Genomic DNA, 19,054 nt, shown 5'->3' with positions numbered 1-19,054 from the left:
TTCGATTCGGATAAATTGGATCATGTTGCAAAAAGCGAATGTGCCCGCCACCTTAAGGCAGCCTTAAGCTGGCGCGGGGAAAAGTCCACGCGGGGTTAAACACCAATAAAGGCAGAAACAGGAATTCATGCGCATACTCGTGGTGGAAGATGACACGATCCTTCTCGACGGACTGACCGTAGGGCTTGGGCTTGCCGGTTTCACCGTGGATGCCGTTTCCAGTTGCGGCGATGCCGAGGCAGCCCTTGCCGCGCAGAATTACAATGCCGTGGTGCTCGACCTGATGCTGCCCGATGGATCGGGCCTCGATATTCTGAAATCCATGCGGCGCGGCCGCGACGAGACGCCGGTTCTGCTGCTGACCGCGCGCGATCAGGTGCCCGAGCGTATCGCGGGCCTTGACGCCGGTGCGGACGATTATGTCGGCAAGCCCTTCGATCTGCACGAGCTTGCGGCCCGCGTGCGCGCAGTTGCGCGCCGGGGTGCTGGACGCGCCAGTGCCCTCATGGAGTGGCGCGGCGTCGAGCTCGACCCGGCGGAGATGTCGGTGCGTTTCCATGGGGAACCCGTGCGGCTGACCCGGCGCGAATTTTCCATCCTGCGCGCCCTGATGGAGCGGCCCGCCGCCACCTTGTCCAAATCCTCGCTGGAAGAGGCGCTTTACGGCTGGCAGGAGGAAGTGGAGAGCAATGCAGTGGAAGTGCATATCCACCATCTGCGGGCGAAGCTCGGTTCGGACTATATCGAAACCGTGCGCGGGGTCGGCTACCGGCTGGCGGGAGCAAAGGCATGAATTCCATTCGCAGCCGCCTGACCGGCATCCTCATCGGCGTTACGTGCCTTGTCTGGCTGTTCGCCGTGATATGGATACACAACAGCACCCAGTCGCAACTTGAAAAAGTGCTTGATGCGCGCCTGATGGAAGCCGCGCGCATGGTCAATTCGCTTCTGAGCGAGCATCGGGTGGAGGTGGGGCCGGACGGCGACGGCGGACAGCTTTCGCTGAAACCGCTCCCCGATTTTCCGATCTACGACCGGCAGCTTTTCTGCCAGATATGGGCGCTCGACGGCAGGCTTGTGGGACGCTCCGAAAGCGCGCCGGGCGTGCGGCTCACCAATATCGCGAACGGCTTTTCCGATACAGAAGTGGCGGGCGACCGCTGGCGTGTTTTCGCGGTGGAAAATACCCAGCTCGGCCTGCGCGTCATGGTCGGCGATAGCCTCAGCGTACGCGAAAGGCTGGTCCAGAATGTCGTGACGGGTCTCGTGCTGCCAGCCTTGTTGATGCTGCCCGTTCTGGCGATCATGATCTGGCTGTGCGTGCGGCGGGGCCTCGATCCGCTGAGCCGCCTTGCGTCGGTGCTTTCCAAACGGCGGGCAGAAGACCTGCATCCGCTTCCCGAACAGAATTTGCCGAGCGAAATTGCGCCTGCGGTCACCGCGCTGAACGGGCTTTTCCATCGCGTTGAGGAGGCGCGCGAGCGCGAGCGCAACTTTGCGATCTTCGCGGCGCATGAATTGAAGACGCCGCTTGCCGGGCTAAAGACGCAGGCGCAGATTGCCGCGGGCGCAAAGGATGAAACGATACGCGCCAATGCGGTGCGCCAGATCGCGGCGGGCGTCGACCGCACCAGCCGCCTTGTCAACCAGTTGCTTGATCTGGCAGCACTCGAAACCGGCGAAGAAATGGAAACATCCGCATATGAACCGGCGTGCCAGCTTCTGGTCGCGGTTTCCACAGACATGCGAATGCTCGCGGCGCAGCGCGGCGTTTCCATCGAACTGCCGAAAACCATGCCGCTGGTGCAACTGCCTTCCCCGCATTTCTTCACGCTTGCTGCCCGCAACCTGATTGAAAATGCCGTCAATCACTCGCCGATGGGCGAAACCGTGCATTGCCGCATCGAAACGGAAAACGGCAAGGTGCGGCTTGTCGTGGAGGATGGCGGCCCCGGCATTCCCGAGGGCGAAATGCCGCATGTGACTGAACGCTTCTTCCGCGGCACGCACCGCAACGAGACCGGCAGCGGCCTTGGACTGCCCATCGTGAAAATGGCGGTGGAGCGGATGGGTGGCGAATTGCGGCTGAACAACCGCCCCGAGGGCGGCCTTCGGGCGGAATTCGTCATTCCCGGCACCCCCGTCGGCTGACAGCCGGAAGGCGCAGACCTGACGGCCCTTGCCATGCCACAGCTCTTTCCGCCGCTCTTTGATTTAGATCAATGACACGCGCACCCCGAGCGCAGATAGCGAACCTATCGCTATTGCTGTCTCATCCGAGACGGCTCTTGTCATGCGCTGCGAGGGGATTTCATGAACTACGCCGCTGGAACAGTCCTGTCCGGTCTGGGAGCACTTTTTGCCGTGCTTCTGGCCGGATTTTCCCATGATGAGCTGTTCAGAACCCACATGTGGATTCTGTTCGCTACACTGGCCATCTTCACCATTCTTCTGATGCGGAATGCCGATTACGGCCTGACGCCGAAAAAGGTCGATACGTCCACCTATATGGACGGGCCCATTCGCTACGGCGTGATCGCAACGGTTTTCTGGGGCGTCGTCGGCTTTCTGGTCGGTGTGGTCATCGCCGCGCAACTCGCCTTTCCCGATCTCAATCTGGAACCCTATCTGAACTTCGGCCGCCTGCGTCCGCTGCACACTTCTGCGGTGATCTTCGCATTCGGCGGCAATGCGCTGATCTGCTCGTCCTTCTATGTCGTGCAGCGCACCTGCCGCGCCCGGCTCATCGGCGGCGACCTCGCATGGTTCGTGTTCTGGGGCTACCAGCTCTTCATCGTCATGGCCGCGACCGGCTACCTGCTCGGCATCACGCAGAGCCGCGAATATGCAGAACCGGAATGGTATGTCGACATCTGGCTCACCATTGTCTGGGTCGCCTATCTGGTCGTCTTCCTCGGCACGATCCTGAAGCGCAAGGAGCCGCATATCTATGTGGCGAACTGGTTCTACCTGTCCTTCATCATCACCATTGCCATGCTGCACATCGTCAACAACCTGGCGATCCCGGTCTCGTTCCTCGGCGTGAAGAGCTATTCAGCCTTCGCGGGCGTGCAGGATGCGGTGACGCAGTGGTGGTATGGCCACAACGCCGTCGCCTTCTTCCTGACCGTGCCGTTCCTGGCCATGATGTACTATTTCGTGCCGAAGCAGGCAGAGCGCCCGATCTATTCCTACCGCCTGTCGATCGTGCACTTCTGGTCGATCATCTTCCTCTATATCTGGGCCGGTCCGCACCATCTGCATTACACCGCCGTTCCCGACTGGGCGCAGACGCTCGGCATGGTCTTCTCCATCATGCTGTGGATGCCGTCGTGGGGCGGCATGATCAACGGCCTGATGACGCTTTCGGGCGCTTGGGACAAGGTTCGCACCGATCCGATCATCCGCCTGATGGTTGCCGCCATCGCCTTCTACGGCATGGCGACATTTGAAGGCCCGATGCTGTCGATCAAGGCCGTCAACTCGCTCTCGCACTATACGGACTGGACCATCGGTCACGTTCATGCGGGGGCGCTTGGCTGGAACGGCATGATCTCGTTTGCCGCCGTCTACTATCTGGCGCCGAAGCTGTGGAACCGCCAGCGGCTCTATTCGATCCGCATGGTCAACTGGCACTTCTGGCTGGCGACGCTCGGCATCGTTCTCTATGCGGCTGCTATGTGGGTCGCCGGTATCCAGCAGGGCCTGATGTGGCGCGAATACGACGATCAGGGCTTCCTCGTCTATTCCTTCGCGGAAACCGTGCTCGCCATGTTCCCATACTACGTCATCCGTACGCTTGGCGGCGTGCTCTACCTCGCCGGCGGCTTCGTGATGGCCTGGAACGTCTATCAGACCATTCGCGGCAATCTGCGCAACGAAGCCCCGATGGGCGGCACCCGGACTGTAGCCGGTGCAGCCATGCAGCCTGCCGAATAAGGAGCGTGTGATTTATGTCGATACTAAAGAACCACTCCAAGCTGGAGAAGAACGCAACGCTGCTGCTGATCGCATCGCTCGCCGTGGTTACGGTTGGCGGCATCGTGGAAATCGCACCGCTCTTCTATCTCGAAAACACCATCGAGAAGGTGGAGGGCATGCGCCCCTATTCACCGCTGGAACTGGCGGGCCGCGACGTCTACGTGCGTGAAGGCTGCTATCTCTGCCACAGCCAGATGATCCGTCCTTTCCGTGACGAGGTGGAGCGCTACGGCCATTACAGCCTCGCGGCGGAATCCATGTACGATCATTCCTTCCAGTGGGGCTCCAAGCGCACGGGGCCCGACCTCGCGCGCGTCGGCGGCCGCTATTCGAACGAGTGGCACGTGCAGCATCTCGTCCGTCCGCGCGACGTGGTGCCGGAATCGGTCATGCCAAGCTATGCCTTCCTGAAGGACCGTCCGCTGGAGGCTTCCAACATTGCGGCCAATCTGAAGGCCAATGTGGCGGTTGGCGTGCCCTACAGCCAGGAAATGATCGACAACGCGCTTGACGATCTGAAGGCACAGGCCACGCCGGATGCTGACACGTCCGGCGTCGAGGCACGCTATCCCAAGGCCAGGGTCGGTGATTTCGATGGCAACCCGCAGATGATCTCGGAGATGGACGCACTCATCGCCTATCTCCAGATGCTCGGCACGCTGGTCGATTTCTCGACCTACGACCAGTCCCCCAAAGCGAGATAAAGCGGAGATTTAGCGATGGATTACAATACCATGCGCACTTTCGCCGATAGCTGGGGTCTGCTCGGCATGGCGCTCTTTTTTCTCTTCGTCGTTCTCTACGCCTTCCGGCCGGGCAGCAAGCAGCTAGCCGACCACGCGAAGGACATTCCTTTCAAGGATGACGCAAATGACTGACAAGCAAATCGACGAAGTAACCGGCGTCGCGACCACCGGCCACGAATGGGACGGCATCAAGGAACTCGACAATCCGATGCCCCGCTGGTGGCTGTGGACATTCTACGCGACCATCTTCTGGGCGCTTGCCTATGTGATCGCCTATCCGGCCTGGCCGCTGATTTCCAGTTCCACCGGCGGAATGCTCGGCTGGTCCAGCCGCGGCGCTTTCTGGGAGGAAACCGCGCGGATCGACAGCGAGCGGCAGGGCATCATCGACCAGATCAAGGCCAAGGACGTGCACGAGATTCTGGCGGATGAAAACCTGCGCCAATATGCGATTGCCGGTGGCGCTGCTGCCTTCCGCGTCAATTGCGTGCAATGCCACGGCTCCGGCGCGCAAGGTGCGCCCGGATATCCGAACCTCAACGACGATGACTGGCTGTGGGGCGGTTCCATCGACGACATCCTGACGACGATCCGTCACGGCGTGCGCTCGACGGACGATGCAGACACCCGAATTTCCGAAATGCCGGTCTTTGCCGATATGCTGGAACCGCAGCAGATCCGCGATGTCGCCGCCTATGTGGTGAGCCTGTCGGGCACGCCGCACAATCCCGACATGGTGCCGGAAGGACAGAAAGTTTTCGCAGAGAACTGCTCTGTCTGCCACGGCGCGGACGCCAAGGGCCTGCGCGAGTTCGGCGCACCGAACCTGACGGATGCCATCTGGTTCTACGGCTCCGGCGAGGACGCCATCGTGCGTCAGGTCTCGCATCCCAAGCATGGCGTCATGCCCGCATGGGAAACGCGCCTTGGCGAAGCGACCGTCAAGCAGCTTGCCATCTTCGTCCATTCGTTGGGCGGTGGCGAGTAGTCAGGCTGCGAAGCCTGACTACAGGGCAGTAAGGCAATAGGGCAGTAAGGCAGTAGGGAAAATAAGGAATTTGGGACTGTATTGATCGCGGCCATCACATACTGCCCTATTGCCTTACTGCCCTGCTCCAAAGGAGCGAAAAATGTCAGACGATGTCGAACGCATTGACGTTCAGGCAGTCAATTCCCCCAAGACCCGGCAGTCGCTCTACGCTGCGCGGGTGAAAGTGTTTCCGAAGCGCGTTCAGGGCGAGTTCCGGCGCTTCAAGTGGATTGTCATGCTCATTACGCTCGGCATCTACTATCTGACGCCATGGCTGCCCTGGGATCGCGGCCCCTATGCGCCGGATCAGGCGGTGCTGATCGATCTTGCCAATCGCCGCTTCTATTTCTTCTTCATCGAAATCTGGCCGCAGGAATTCTACTACGTCGCCGGCCTGCTCATCATGGCGGGCCTTGGCCTGTTTCTCATAACCTCCGTCGCGGGCCGCGCCTGGTGCGGCTATACCTGCCCGCAAACCGTCTGGGTCGATCTTTATCTCGTCGTCGAGCGCGCCATCGAAGGTGACCGCAATGCGCGCATGAAGCTCGACAAGGCGCCATGGTCCTTCGACAAGCTCTGGAAGCGCGTGACGAAACACTTCATCTGGTTGCTGATCGGCGTGCTGACAGGCGGCGCATGGATTTTCTATTTCGCCGACGCCCCGCAACTGCTCATGGATTTCGTGACCGGGCAGGCAGCGCCCGTCGCCTATTTCACTGTCGCCATCCTCACCGCCACCACCTATGTTTTCGGCGGGCTGATGCGCGAGCAGGTCTGCACCTATATGTGCCCGTGGCCGCGCATTCAGGCCGCGATGCTGGATGAAAATTCGCTGACCGTCACCTATAATGACTGGCGCGGCGAGCCGCGCTCGCGCCATTCTAAGAAGGCGATTGCCGCTGGCGAAACCGTCGGCGATTGCGTGGATTGCAATGCCTGTGTCGCCGCCTGCCCGATGGGTATCGACATTCGCGACGGCCAGCAGCTTGAATGCATCACCTGCGCGCTGTGCATCGACGCCTGCAATACGGTGATGGACAAGATCGACAAGCCGCGCGGCCTCATCTCCTATGCAACGCTTGCCGATTACAATGCAAACATGGCGCTGGCGACCAATAACGGCACGGCGCCCATTGATCCCGCCCGGGTCTACAAGGCGCCGAACAGCTTTTCGGACAAGGTGCAGAACCTGTCGTGGAGGAAGGTGCTGCGCCCGCGCAGCATGTTCTACTTCGCCATATGGGCGCTGATCGGCCTGACGCTCGTCATCTCGCTGTCGACGCGCCAGCGTATCGGCATCAACGTGCTGCATGACCGCAATCCGCAATATGTGCTTCTGTCGGACGGATCGATCCGCAACGGCTATACGGTCAAGCTGCTCAACATGATCCCGACGCCGCGCACCTTCCGTCTTTCCATCGAAGGACTGCCGGGGGCAACGCTGACCGTTCAGGATGAAACGGCGGATGCTGACGGCAATTACAACGTGCCGGTGGAGCCGGACCGTCTGAAGACATTGCGCGTGTTCGTCACCATGCCGCATGATGCGATTACCGAACATCGCCACGACTATGAAATCGAAGTGCGGGACGCGGGCGGCGCGGAACATGCACGCTACAAGGCAACTTTCATAGCGCCGGAGGGCAGATAATGTCGATCAAGTCGAAAACCGCAGGCACGTTTACCGGCTGGCACATGCTGGGCATCATGGTTGCCTTCTTCGGTGTCATCATCGCCGTCAACCTGACCATGGCCTACAATGCCATCCGTAGCTGGAGCGGGCTGGTCGTGCAGAACACCTATGTCGCCAGCCAGGAATTCAATGAGAAGGCTGAAACCGGCAAGGAACAGGCCGCGCTCAACTGGCAATCGAAGCCTTCTTATGAAAACGGCGTCTTTACCTGGCGGCTTGCGGACCATGAAGGAAAGGCGGTCGCCATGACCGGCGGCACCGTGGAATTCAAACGCCCGGTCGGTGATGAGCACGATACCAAGGCCGCGCTCAGCGTTCGCGAGCCCGGCGTGCTGACCGCGCCGCTGGAACTTGGCGAAGGCGCGTGGATCATGGAAGTGAATGCCGATGCCGGTCTTGAAGACCCTTATCGCCATATCATCCGCGTTCTGGTGAAGGATGGGAGGATACTATGAGCTGCTGCGTCGAGAATGCGCGAGCTGCGACCGTCATTCAGGCCGTTTCGACAGATGAAATGCAGGTCGCAAGCCGTGCGCTCGGCGATGGTCTGCGCCAGCTCGACCTGTCGGTTCCCGGCGTTCACTGCGGGTTGTGCATCAAGAATATCGAGGAGACGCTCGGCAAGATTTCGGGCGTTGCCTATGTCCGCGTCAACCTGACGGCGCGCCGCGTTACCGTGCGCTGGAAGGATGGCGAAACGCCGCCCGATGTGGTCGATCCGTTGCGCAGGCTGGGTTACGAAGCGCATATCTTCGACATGGCGCAGGAGAAAGACCCGACCTTCACGCGGCTTCTGATCGCGCTTGGCGTCGCGGCCTTCGCTTCCAGCAATGTGATGCTCTTGTCCGTTGCGGTCTGGTCGGGCGCGGATGCCGCGACCCGCGACATGTTCCACTGGATTTCCGGCCTTATCGCCCTGCCGACACTGATCTATTCGGGCCGCATCTTCTATGTTTCCGCGTGGAATGCGCTGCGCACGCGGCGCGTCAACATGGATGTGCCGATTGCGCTCGCCATCACGCTTGCCTTCGGCATGAGCGTTTATGAAACCCTGCATCACGGCCAGCACGCCTACTTCGATGCATCGGTGACGTTGCTGTTCTTCCTGCTGATCGGCCGCACGCTCGACTACATGATGCGCGCCCGCGCCCGTTCCGCCGTGCGCAGTCTGGCGCAACTGGGCTCGCGCGGCGCGGTGGTGATCGGCGAAAATGACGAACGCAATTACCTGCCGGTCAACGAAATCCGGCCCGGAATGCGCATCATCCTTGCGGCTGGCGAGCGGGTTCCGGTCGATGCCAAGGTGGAAGAAGGCCGTTCGGAACTCGATTGCGCCATTGCATCGGGTGAAAGCGATGCGGTTCCGGTCGGCCCCGGCTCGGATATTCGCGCCGGTACACTCAACCTTTCCACGCCGCTCGTCATTCGCGCGACGGCGGAAGCAAAGGATTCCTTCCTCGCTGAAATGGTGCGGCTGATGGATGTGGCGGAAGGCGGGCGCGCCTACTACCGTCGCCTTGCCGACCGCGCTTCCGAACTCTATGTGCCGATGGTCCATACCATCGCTTTCGCGGCCTTTGTCGGCTGGATGTTCTACACCGGCGGCGACTGGTATCGCTCAATCTATATCGCGATCTGCACCCTCATCATCACCTGTCCCTGTGCGCTTGCCCTTGCAGTGCCGATCGTTCAGGTGGTTGCGGCGCGCCGCCTGTTTGAAAACGGCATCATGATCAAGGACGGCTCCGCCATGGAGCGGATGGCCGAAGTCGACACCGCCATTTTCGACAAGACCGGCACGTTGACGCTCGGTCAGCCGCGGCTGATCGATGCCGATGCCATCAATCCCCACACTCTGGAAATCGCCGCCGAACTGTCGCTTTATTCGCGCCATCCCCTATCGCGAGCGCTGGCGCTGTTCTCCGGCGCAAAGCCGATGACCGCCTTCACCCGTATCGAGGAAGTGCCGGGCGCCGGTATCGAAGCCGAGCTGAACGGTGCCGTCTATCGGCTGGGCAAGCGTGACTGGGCAGATAACAGCGCCGCCCTGCCCCATGCCGACGGCCCCGAGACCTGTCTTTCCATTGATGGCAAGCTGGTCCAGACCTTCCGCTTTGAGGATCAGCCGCGCGAAGACGCTGCCGGAGCCATTGCCACACTCAAGCGCAGCGGGCTGAAGCTTCGCATCATTTCCGGTGACAAGCGGCCTGCCGTCGAGAGGCTTGCAGGTTATCTCGGCGTCGACAATTTCAAGGCCGAAGTGCTGCCCGCCGACAAGTCGGAACTGGTGCAGAAACTGTCGGCGGAAGGAAGCAAGGTGCTGATGGTCGGCGACGGCCTCAACGATGCGCCCGCGCTCGTCGCGGCCCATGTTTCCATGGCCCCTGCAACCGCAGCCGACATTGGCCGCAATGCAGCCGATTTCGTCTTCCTGCGCGAAAGCCTGTCGGCAGTGCCGCTCGCCTTTGCCGTATCGAAGGAAGCGGGCAAGCTCATCAGCCAGAATTTTGCGCTTTCCATCGGCTATAATATCATCGCCGTGCCGATTGCGATTTTCGGCTATGTCACCCCGCTGGTGGCAGCGCTTTCCATGTCGCTGTCGTCCATCGTGGTCGTCAGCAACGCATTGCGGTTGCGGGCCGGAAAACAAAAGCAACAGACGCAGAAAGCCATCGCGCCTGTTGCCGCCATCAAGGAAGCGCACAAATGAGCGGACTTATCTTTCTCATTCCCATTGCGCTGTTTCTGGGCCTGCTCGGTCTTGTCGCCTTTCTCTGGTCGTTGAAAAACGGCCAGTATGAGGATCTCGACGGCGCGGCAAACCGCATCCTGCTCGACGACGAAACTAGTCCGTTATCAAAATAGCGCGCAAATCATTGACATTCGTGCCGGTTGGCCCCGGCACGAACAGATCGCCGATGGCGTCGAATGCCGTCCATGCATCGTTTTTGGCAAGACGCGCCGCGCCGTCCTCGCCCGCTTTTTGCAGGCGCGAAACCGTGGAACCATCGGCAAAGGCTCCGGCATTGTCTTCCGAGCCGTCAATGCCATCCGTGTCGGCGGCAAGCGCGTGGATATTGTCATAGCCATCGATATCGAGGGCGAAGGACAGCAGGAACTCGCTGTTGCGTCCGCCCTTGCCACCTTTCCCACGAATGGTGACGGTGGTTTCGCCGCCCGACAGAATGACCACGGGTTTCTTGAACGGGCGGTCACGGTCAGCCACTTCGCGGGCAATCGCCGCATGAACATGCGCCACTTCCCGCGCCTCACCTTCCATCGCATCGGACAGGATCACCGCTTCGACGCCGTGACGCGCAGCTTCCTTCACCGCCGCTTCCAGCGAAACGGCGGCGGATGCAATCACGCGTACCTCGTTTCGGGCGAAAACCTTGTCATCCGGCTTCGGCGCGTGGGCGGCTTCGCTCCTGATATGGGCAAGTGCTGCCTCTGGCAATTCGAGCCGGTAGCGTTCGATGATTTTCAAAGCCTCGTCGCGGCTGGTGGAGTCCGGAACGGTGGGGCCGGAAGCCACGAAGGCGGGATTGTCGCCCGGAATATCCGAGACAACGAGCGAGAACACCGTTGCCGGATGCGCGGCGGCGGCGAGCCTGCCGCCCTTGATGGTGGACAGGTGCTTGCGAACAGCATTCATTGCCGAAATCGGCGCGCCGGAGGCAAGCAATGCCTTGTTGACGGTGATTTCGTCGTCCAGCGTCAGCCCGTCAGGGGGCGACGGCAAAAGGGCGGACCCGCCACCGGAGATGAGCGCCACCACGAGGTCATCTTCGGTCAGATTCGACACGGCGTCGAACAGCCGCTTCGTGGCCTGAAGCCCCGCCTCATCGGGAACCGGATGCGCCGCCTCGATGATCTCGATGCGTTCGCAGGGCGCGCCATAGCCATAACGTGTCACCACCACGCCCTCCAATGGAGCGTCATATTTTTCGGCCCACGCCCGCTCGAAAGCGGCCGCCATCTGCGCCGATCCCTTGCCCGCGCCGATGACGATCGTGCGCCCTTTCGGCTTGGCCGGAAGATTGGCGCGGATCACCAGTTCAGGATCGGCAGCCGCAACCGCAGCATCGAACAGGCTGGTCAGAAACTTCTTGGGATCGGTGATGGCAGACATGAGTTTCCCGATGCTGGCGTGTTAACGGCGGCACTATTCCCCGCCCGAGATCTAAAATCAATGGAGCCGGCCACCTCCTCCAAGCAGCCAGCTCCGCCCTCTCCCTCCAGAGAGTTCGCCTGGGACGTCAGGCTACGTCGTGGTTCGCCATCCTCTCCAGCGCACGCACCAGACCCGAATGGTCGAGACCGTCATCGCCATGCGCCGCGCAGGAATTGAACAGTTCCTGTGCCGTGGCCGTGTTCGGCAGCGAAACGCCGAGCGCCTTTGCGCCTTGCAGCGCGAGGTTCAAGTCCTTCTGGTGCAGCGAAATGCGGAAGCCCGGATCGAAAGTACGCTTGATCATGCGTTCGCCATGGACTTCCAGAATGCGGGACGATGCAAAGCCGCCCATCAGCGCTTCGCGCACCTTTGCCGGGTCGGCACCGGCCTTGGAAGCAAAAACCAGCGCTTCGGCAACCGCCTCAATATTGAGTGCGACGATGATCTGGTTTGCAACCTTGGTGGTCTGGCCGTCGCCGCAATCGCCGACGAGGGTGATGTTTTTGCCCATGAGCTTCAGGAGCGGTAGCGCACGGTCGAAGGATTCCTGCGAACCGCCCGCCATGATGGAGAGGCTTGCGTTCTTCGCGCCGACCTCACCGCCCGAAACCGGCGCATCGATATATTCCGCACCGGTGGCGCGGACTTTTTTTGCAAATTCCTTCGTTTCGATGGGCGAAATCGAGCTCATGTCGATGAGCAGCTTGCCCTGGCCAAGACCGCCAATGGCGCCGCCCTCACCGAAGATGACTTCGGCCACCTGCGGCGTATCGGGAAGCATGAGAATAACCGTGTCGCATTCCTCGGCAACGGCCTTCGGCGTCTCCACAATTTGCAGACCGTTATCGATCAGTTCCTGACGCGGCGGAGGATTGAACCGCGAAGTGAAGATCTGATGTCCGGCATCCTGCAAATGGCGCGCCATCGGCGTGCCCATGATCCCCAGTCCGATGAAGCCTATCTTGGCCATGTCGTTTACTCCCTAATCAAAATTATGCAGTCAGCCGTTCGGCTTCATGGTGTTTGAACCAGCTGAGACCTTCCTCGGTGGTGGTCTTTGGCTTGTATTCGCAGCCGATCCAGCCCTTGTATCCGGCGTTTTTCAGCGCTTCGAACACGTTCGGATAATTGATCTCGCCGGTACCCGGCTCGTTGCGGCCCGGATTGTCGGCAAGCTGGATATGGGCGATCAACGGCTTGTAGCGTTCGTAAGTGGCGACAAGCTCGCCGCGTGTGCGCTGCTGGTGGTAAAGGTCATACTGGATGAACAGGTTGTTGCTGCCCACTTCATCGATGATCGAAACCGCCTGCTCCACCGTGTTGAGATAGAAGCCCGGAATGTCGTAGTGGTTGATCGGCTCGATCAGCAGGCGAATGCCATGCTTCCCCAGCTCCTTTGCGGCCAGACGCAGGTTGCTGACGAAAGTGGCGCGCAGCACATCCGGGTCCACGCCCTGCGGGGCAATGCCGGAAAGGCAGTTGACCTGCGAACAGTTGAGCGTCGTAGCGTAATCGATGGCATCGGCCACGCCGCGCCGGAAATCATCGACACGATCCGGCAGAACCGCAATGCCGCGCTCGCCGCCCGCCCAATTGCCTGCGGGCAGATTGTGCAGGACCTGCGCCAGGTTGTGTTTTGCAAGTGCTGCTTTCAACTCGTGCCGGTTGAACTCATAGGGGAAGAGATATTCCACCCCGGTGAACCCGGCCTTCGCTGCCAATGCGAAGCGGTCCATGAAAGGCACTTCGTTGAAAAGCATGGTGAGATTGGCTGCAAATCTCGGCATTTCCGCCTCCTTGTAATTCTCTATTTGCGCAATTCTGGAAAAAGTCGTTTCGCAGTTTTCCTAGAATCGCCTTCAACGTTGTTCTTTTCCCTCATCCTGAGGAGCCTCCCGAGCTTGTCGAGGGGGAGGCGTCTCGAAGGGCGAGGGAAAATGCACCGCGCCTGCCCTCGTCCTTCGAGGCTTCGCTACGCTCCGCACCTCAGGATGAGGGAGAAACGAAGGAGTAGATCGGCTTCACGTTAGTCCAACAATGCCGCAATCGCAGTCGGCGCATCTTCGCCGCGTTCGGCCAGTTCCTCGAATTCGACAACCTGATCGATGTCGACACCCATGGAAATATTGGTAACGCGTTCGAGGATGAATTCCAGAACAACCGGCACCTGATACTCCGCCATCAGCGCTTTTGCCTGTTCAAAACTTTCGGCGAACTGGTTGGGGCTGCGGACCCGAATCGCCTTGCAGCCGAGACCTTCCGCGACCGCCACATGATCGACGCCGTAACCCTTTTCGGCATCGCCATCGGCATTGATGTTGTCGAAGGCGAGACTCACTTCGAAATCCATGTTGAAGCCGCGCTGCGCCTGCCGGATGAGACCGAGATAGGAATTGTTCACGACCACATGGATGTAGGGCAGCTTGTGCTGTGCGCCGACCGCCAGTTCCTCGATCAGGAACTGGAAATCATAGTCGCCGGAAAGCGCCACGATCGGGCGATCAGGATCGGCGGCACGCACACCGAGCGCCGCAGGCAGCGTCCAGCCAAGCGGACCGGCCTGACCGCAATTGATCCAGTTGCGCGGACGATAGACATGCAGGAACTGCGCGCCCGCAATCTGGCTGAGGCCGATGGTCGTCACATAGCAGGTATCGCGGCCGAACGCCTTGTTCATCTCTTCATAGACACGCTGCGGCTTCAGCGGCGTCTGGTCGAAATGTGTCTTGCGCAGCATGGTGCGCTTGCGCTCCTGGCATTCCTTCGCCCAGCCCGACCAGTCGCGCAGCTTGCCTGCCGACTTCCATTCGGTGGCAACATCGAGCAGCAGCTTCAGCGCCTTGCCCGCATCCGAGACGATGCCGAAATCCGGCGCGAAGACACGGCCGATCTGCGTCGGCTCGATGTCGATATGGATGAACTTGCGGTCCTTCCGGTAGGTGTCGACATTGCCCGTATGACGGTTCGCCCAACGGTTGCCGATGCCGATCACGACATCGGAGGCCAGCAGATTGGCATTGCCATAGCGGTGCGAGGTCTGGAGGCCGCACATGCCAGCCATCAGGCGGTGATCGTCAGGGATGACGCCCCAGCCCATCAGGGTCGGGATGACCGGAATGCCGGTGATCTCAGCGAATTCGACCAGAAGATCGGATGCATCGGCATTGATGATGCCGCCGCCCGCGACGATCAGCGGACGCTCCGCCTCGTTCAGCATGGCGAGCGCCTTTTCAGCCTGCGCCCGCGTGGCAGCAGGCTTGTAGGCTTCCATCGGCTGATAGGTGTCGATGTCGAATTCGATTTCGGCAAGCTGCACATCAATCGGCAGGTCGATCAGGACCGGACCGGGACGGCCCGACTTCATGATGTGGAACGCCTTCTGGAAAACATAAGGCACCAATGCCGGTTCCATGACCGTGACCGCCCACTTGGTGACCGGGGCCGCGATCTTGGCGATATCGACCGCCTGAAAGTCTTCCTTGTCGAGACGCGCGCGCGGGGCCTGCCCGGTGATGCAGAGGATCGGGATCGAGTCGGCGGAAGCCGAATAAAGACCCGTAATCATATCCGTTCCGGCGGGGCCGGAGGTGCCGATGCACAAGCCAATATTGCCATGCTTGGCGCGGGTGTAGCCTTCGGCCATGTGCGAAGCGCCTTCGACATGACGCGCCAGTATGTGGCGGATCGAGCCGCGCGCCTTCATCGCCGAATAAAACGGATTGATCGCTGCGCCCGGTACACCGAAGGCACAATTGATCCCTTCTCTTTCCAGCACAAGCACGGCTGCATCGACTGCACGCATTCTGGCCATGACGGCTCCCTCCTATGGAACTCTAATCCATTTACCAATGCTATTATCAAAAAATGGAAATGCATATCATTATATGGAAATAAAGATTTTCAACGGAAAGGAGATAATCCGCCCGTATCTTTTCGATCCGCGACGGATGCGATAGTGGTAATGCGTGGGTTCAGGCGGGATTCGGAGACAATCGATGGAACAGGCAAAGGTAAAGCGAGGCCGCAAGGCGGCGGAAAACGCCGCGCCTTCGTCCGTGCAGGTTCTGGACCGAAGCCTCAAGCTTTTGGCACTGATTGCCGAAAATGACGGCTCGACATTGACCGATCTCGCCGAGGAAAGCGGCATGGCCCCTTCCACGGTGCACCGGCTTCTGTCGTCGCTGGCAAATCATGGAATGGTCTCCCACGATCTGGAAAGCGGCGACTGGACCATCGGCGTCAAGGCTTTTGAAATCGGCAATGCCTTTCGCCGGTTCCGCAAGCTCGGCATTCTGGCCCGGCCCTATCTCAAGACCTTGATGGAAACAAGCGGCGAGACCGCCAATATCGGCGTCGAGGATGGCGGCGATGTGGTGTTTATCTCGCAGATCGAAAGCCATGCGCCGATGCGCGCCTTTTTCCGGCCCGGACGGCGCGGACCGATCCACGCATCCGGCATCGGCAAGGCCATATTGTCCACCTGGTCGGACAAGGAAATCGCGCACGCGCTTTCAGGGCGCACGCTGGAACATTTCACGCAGCGCACGCTCGACAGCCTGCCTGCACTGTTGAAAGACATTCAGGCCACCCGGACGCGCGGCTGGTCAATCGACGATGAAGAGCATACGCTCGGCATGTGCTGCATCGCTGCCCCCATTTTCAATGAATATGGCGAGGCGATTGCCGGCATTTCCGTTTCCGGCCCTGCCGTGCGCCTACCGAAAAAGAAGCTGGAGGAATTCGGGCCGCTGATCCGCTCCACCGCCGATGAGCTGACCCGCGCCATGGGCGGCAAACGTCCGGAAGAGTTTTAACAAAAAACCCGCAGCGGATCGCTCCGCCACGGGTTATCCTCCTCCAAGGATTGATTATCAGGCGAGCTCAGCCTTGAGCGGCTTCCCGGCCACATAGGTTTCAACGACAGCGCGGTCATCGCCCAGCGTCTGCAACAGGAAGAGTTCCTGTTCTAGCGTCGCGCCCGCGGCCATGCGCAGCCGCATCGGTGATGTGGCGGATGAATCCAGCACGACGATATCGGCTTCCGTTCCCTCGTCGAGCGTACCGATCCGGTCGTCCATGGAGAGCGCACGGGCATTGCCGAGCGTCATCATGTAGAAGGACTGGAACGGGTTCAGGCGCTGTTCGCGCAATTGCAGGACCTTGTAGCCCTCATCCATGGTGCGCAGCATGGAGAAACTCGTACCGCCGCCGACATCGGTCGCCACCGACATACGCACGCCCGATGCTTTCAAGCGATCACGGTCGAAAAGACCAGAGCCAAGGAACAGGTTTGATGTCGGGCAGAAGACGGCAATCGAACCGGTTTCCGCCATGACGCGCACTTCGCGTTCTTCCAGATGGATGGAATGGCCAAGCAGGGTCTTGTTTCCCAGAAGGCCGTAATGCTCGTAAATGCCGAGGTAATCCGGCGCATCCGGGTAGAGCGACTTGGTGAAGGTGATCTCGTCGTGGTTTTCCGACAAATGCGTCTGGATGAAGAGATCGGGGTGTTCACGGGCGAGTGCCTGGCTTGCCTCAAGCTGTTCCGGCGTGGAAGTGATCGCAAAACGCGGCGTAATTACATAATCGAGGCGGCCCTTGCCCTGCCAGCGCGCGATCAGCGCCTTCGTATCGTCATAGCCGGACTGTGCCGTATCGCAAAGTGCGGGCGGCGCGTTGCGGTCCATCATGACCTTGCCGCCCAGCATGCGCATATTGCGATGCTGCGAGGCGCGGAAATAAGCATCGACGCTCTGCGGATGCACCGAGCAATAGGCAACCGCCGTGGTGGTGCCGTGGCGGATCAGCTCGTCAAGAAAGCGCTCCGCGATAAATTCGGCATGCTGCTCGTCGGCAAATTTCTGCTCGGCCACGAACGTATAGGTGTTGAGCCATTCCAGCAGATTGGCTGCATAGGAAGCGACGACCTGTGTCTGCGGATAATGGATATGCGTATCGATGAAGCCGGGGAGAATCAGGTGCGGGCGATGGTCGGCGACTTTTACGTCGCTGCCTGCCTCGCTACTTACTTCAGCATAATCTCCAAGACGCAGGATGCGGCCATCTTGAATCAGAACGGCGCCGTCTTCGATATAGCGGTATGCGGCGTTGTCATCGAGGCTTTGCGGCTCGTCACGAAAGGTCAGCACGCGGCCGCGGATCAGAAGCTTGGTCATCAAATTGGTCCTTATTTCTGGCCTTGCGTGGCGGACTGATACCAGGAGGCAAGAAGCTGGCGCTCTTCAGCGCTCACGCCGGTCACATTGGCGGGCGGCATGGCATGAGAGCGGCCTGCCTGCAAATAGATTTCACGCGCATGTGCGGCAATGTCCCGGTCGGTTTCCAGTACGACGCCCTTCGGCGGCGCAGTAATGCCTTCCCAACCCGGCTCCTTGGCGTGGCACATGGCGCAGCGCCCCAGAACGGTATCCCGCACTTTTCCAAAGTGCGGGTCCGAGATGAAAGACTGCTGCAAGGCCGAGACCTTCTGTTCTTCCGGTTCTCCGGTCAGAACCTTCGGCACCGTCGAGAGCCAGATGATGACGATGAACAGGATGACCGTGACGAGCCAGGTCCAGGTCGGGCTGCCCTTGCGGGCGTGCTGCGTGTTGAACCAGTGGCGGATCGTGACGCCCATCAGGAACACGAGCGAGGCAATAATCCAGTTGAACTCGGTCCCGAATGCCAGCGGATAGTGGTTCGACAGCATCAGGAACAGAACCGGCAGCGTCAGATAGTTGTTATGCGTGGAACGCTGCTTGGCGATCTTGCCGTATTTAGGGTCCGGCTTGCGGCCAGCGATCAGATCGGCCACCACGATCTTCTGGTTCGGAATGATGATCATGAACACGTTGGCGGACATGATCGTCGCGGTGAAGGCACCCAGATGCAGGAAGGCTGCGCGTCCGGTGAACAGGTGCGTATAACCCCACGCCACCAGCACGAGGATGACATAGAGAAGCACCATCAAAAGCGTGTCGCTCTTGCCGAGCATGAGCTTGCAGATCGTGTTGTAGGCGATCCAGCCAAAGGCCAGCGAGGCGATCGAAATGCCGATGGCGACAGGGCGCGAAACATCGAGGACATTCGGATCGATCAGGTAAAGATCAGCGCCGGCATAGTAGACGATGCAGAGCAGGGTGAAACCCGACAGCCATGTGGCATAGGATTCCCATTTGAACCAGGTCAGGTGTTCCGGCATTTGCGCGGGTGCGACCAGATATTTCTGGATGTGGTAGAAACCACCGCCATGGACCTGCCATTCCTCACCATGCGCACCTTCCGGCAAGCCGGGACGCTGGCGCAAGCCCAGATCGAGCGCAATGAAGTAAAAGGACGAGCCGATCCACGCAATCGCGGTAATCACGTGCAGCCACCGCGCTGCGAAGCCCAGCCAGTCCCAGGCTACGGCGAAATCATACATCAGGGAC

The 19,054-nt window shown here is 60.1% G+C and carries 17 protein-coding genes; 11 read left to right on the top strand and 6 right to left on the bottom strand.

Annotation, left to right across the window (positions count from 1 at the left end; genetic code table 11):
• Positions 1–127 precede the first annotated feature (127 nt).
• The 10 genes from F9K78_RS10685 (at position 128) to ccoS (ending at position 10,315) form a co-directional block, all read left to right on the top strand.
• The gene (locus F9K78_RS10685) at positions 128–793 is read left to right on the top strand and encodes a response regulator (RefSeq protein ID WP_121980623.1); all 666 of its coding nucleotides are present in this window, start codon (positions 128–130) and stop codon (positions 791–793) included.
• The gene (locus tag F9K78_RS10680) at positions 790–2,151 is read left to right on the top strand and encodes an ATP-binding protein (protein WP_121985593.1); all 1,362 of its coding nucleotides are present in this window, start codon (positions 790–792) and stop codon (positions 2,149–2,151) included. The genes F9K78_RS10685 and F9K78_RS10680 overlap by 4 nt, the downstream gene beginning before the upstream one ends.
• 162 nt (positions 2,152–2,313) lie before the next feature.
• Positions 2,314–3,939, top strand: a complete 1,626-nt coding sequence (gene ccoN / locus F9K78_RS10675) for a cytochrome-c oxidase, cbb3-type subunit I (RefSeq protein ID WP_121980625.1) — start codon at positions 2,314–2,316, stop codon at positions 3,937–3,939.
• Positions 3,940–3,953: 14 nt separating this feature from the next.
• Positions 3,954–4,685 (top strand): cytochrome-c oxidase, cbb3-type subunit II, encoded by a 732-nt coding sequence (gene ccoO / locus F9K78_RS10670; RefSeq protein WP_121985594.1) that lies wholly within the window; start codon positions 3,954–3,956, stop codon positions 4,683–4,685.
• 15 nt (positions 4,686–4,700) lie between these two features.
• Positions 4,701–4,859, top strand: coding sequence for a cbb3-type cytochrome c oxidase subunit 3 (locus F9K78_RS10665; RefSeq protein WP_121980627.1), 159 nt, complete (start codon positions 4,701–4,703; stop codon positions 4,857–4,859).
• Complete coding sequence (ccoP, locus tag F9K78_RS10660; RefSeq protein WP_121985595.1) at positions 4,852–5,715, top strand: cytochrome-c oxidase, cbb3-type subunit III; 864 nt, start codon at positions 4,852–4,854, stop codon at positions 5,713–5,715. The genes F9K78_RS10665 and ccoP overlap by 8 nt, the downstream gene beginning before the upstream one ends.
• 142 nt (positions 5,716–5,857) lie before the next feature.
• Positions 5,858–7,408: a cytochrome c oxidase accessory protein CcoG gene (gene ccoG, locus F9K78_RS10655; RefSeq protein WP_121985596.1), complete on the top strand. Its 1,551-nt coding sequence runs from the start codon at positions 5,858–5,860 to the stop codon at positions 7,406–7,408.
• Entirely contained in the window at positions 7,408–7,905 is a 498-nt protein-coding gene (locus tag F9K78_RS10650; RefSeq protein ID WP_121985597.1) for a FixH family protein, read from the top strand. Before ccoG ends, F9K78_RS10650 begins: the two co-directional genes overlap by 1 nt.
• The gene (locus tag F9K78_RS10645; protein WP_121985598.1) at positions 7,902–10,160 is read left to right on the top strand and encodes a cation-translocating P-type ATPase; all 2,259 of its coding nucleotides are present in this window, start codon (positions 7,902–7,904) and stop codon (positions 10,158–10,160) included. Before F9K78_RS10650 ends, F9K78_RS10645 begins: the two co-directional genes overlap by 4 nt.
• On the top strand, positions 10,157–10,315 hold the full coding sequence (gene ccoS / locus F9K78_RS10640) for a cbb3-type cytochrome oxidase assembly protein CcoS (RefSeq protein WP_021586199.1): 159 nt from the start codon (positions 10,157–10,159) through the stop codon (positions 10,313–10,315). The genes F9K78_RS10645 and ccoS overlap by 4 nt, the downstream gene beginning before the upstream one ends.
• Here ccoS and F9K78_RS10635 read toward each other — a convergent pair.
• From F9K78_RS10635 to gcl, 4 genes are all read right to left on the bottom strand, one after another.
• The gene (locus tag F9K78_RS10635) at positions 10,296–11,582 is read right to left on the bottom strand and encodes a glycerate kinase type-2 family protein (RefSeq protein ID WP_121985599.1); all 1,287 of its coding nucleotides are present in this window, start codon (positions 11,580–11,582) and stop codon (positions 10,296–10,298) included. The genes ccoS and F9K78_RS10635 overlap by 20 nt on opposite strands.
• Positions 11,583–11,709: 127 nt before the next feature.
• Complete coding sequence (locus tag F9K78_RS10630) at positions 11,710–12,594, bottom strand: 2-hydroxy-3-oxopropionate reductase (protein ID WP_121985600.1); 885 nt, start codon at positions 12,592–12,594, stop codon at positions 11,710–11,712.
• A 22-nt stretch (positions 12,595–12,616) separates the two neighbouring features.
• Positions 12,617–13,411, bottom strand: coding sequence for a hydroxypyruvate isomerase (gene hyi / locus F9K78_RS10625; RefSeq protein ID WP_121980657.1), 795 nt, complete (start codon positions 13,409–13,411; stop codon positions 12,617–12,619).
• A gap of 239 nt (positions 13,412–13,650) precedes the next feature.
• Positions 13,651–15,435, bottom strand: a complete 1,785-nt coding sequence (gene gcl, locus F9K78_RS10620) for a glyoxylate carboligase (protein ID WP_121985601.1) — start codon at positions 15,433–15,435, stop codon at positions 13,651–13,653.
• A gap of 184 nt (positions 15,436–15,619) precedes the next feature.
• Between gcl and F9K78_RS10615 the strand changes: the two genes are divergently transcribed.
• Positions 15,620–16,438: an IclR family transcriptional regulator gene (locus F9K78_RS10615; protein WP_121985602.1), complete on the top strand. Its 819-nt coding sequence runs from the start codon at positions 15,620–15,622 to the stop codon at positions 16,436–16,438.
• A 57-nt stretch (positions 16,439–16,495) separates the two neighbouring features.
• Here the strand turns inward: F9K78_RS10615 and guaD are convergent, their stop codons facing one another.
• Both guaD and F9K78_RS10605 read right to left on the bottom strand, forming a co-directional pair.
• The gene (guaD, locus tag F9K78_RS10610; protein WP_122066572.1) at positions 16,496–17,800 is read right to left on the bottom strand and encodes a guanine deaminase; all 1,305 of its coding nucleotides are present in this window, start codon (positions 17,798–17,800) and stop codon (positions 16,496–16,498) included.
• A gap of 11 nt (positions 17,801–17,811) precedes the next feature.
• A complete protein-coding gene (locus F9K78_RS10605; protein ID WP_121985604.1) occupies positions 17,812–19,047 on the bottom strand; it encodes a urate hydroxylase PuuD in 1,236 nt (411 codons plus the stop codon).
• Between the last annotated feature and the right edge of the window lie 7 nt (positions 19,048–19,054).

This window comes from Brucella pseudintermedia (genome assembly GCF_008932435.1).
GTDB classification, from domain to species: Bacteria; Pseudomonadota; Alphaproteobacteria; order Rhizobiales; family Rhizobiaceae; genus Brucella; species Brucella pseudintermedia.
Note: the sequence above shows the minus strand (reverse complement) of the source record. Positions and strands in the feature narration are given on the sequence as shown.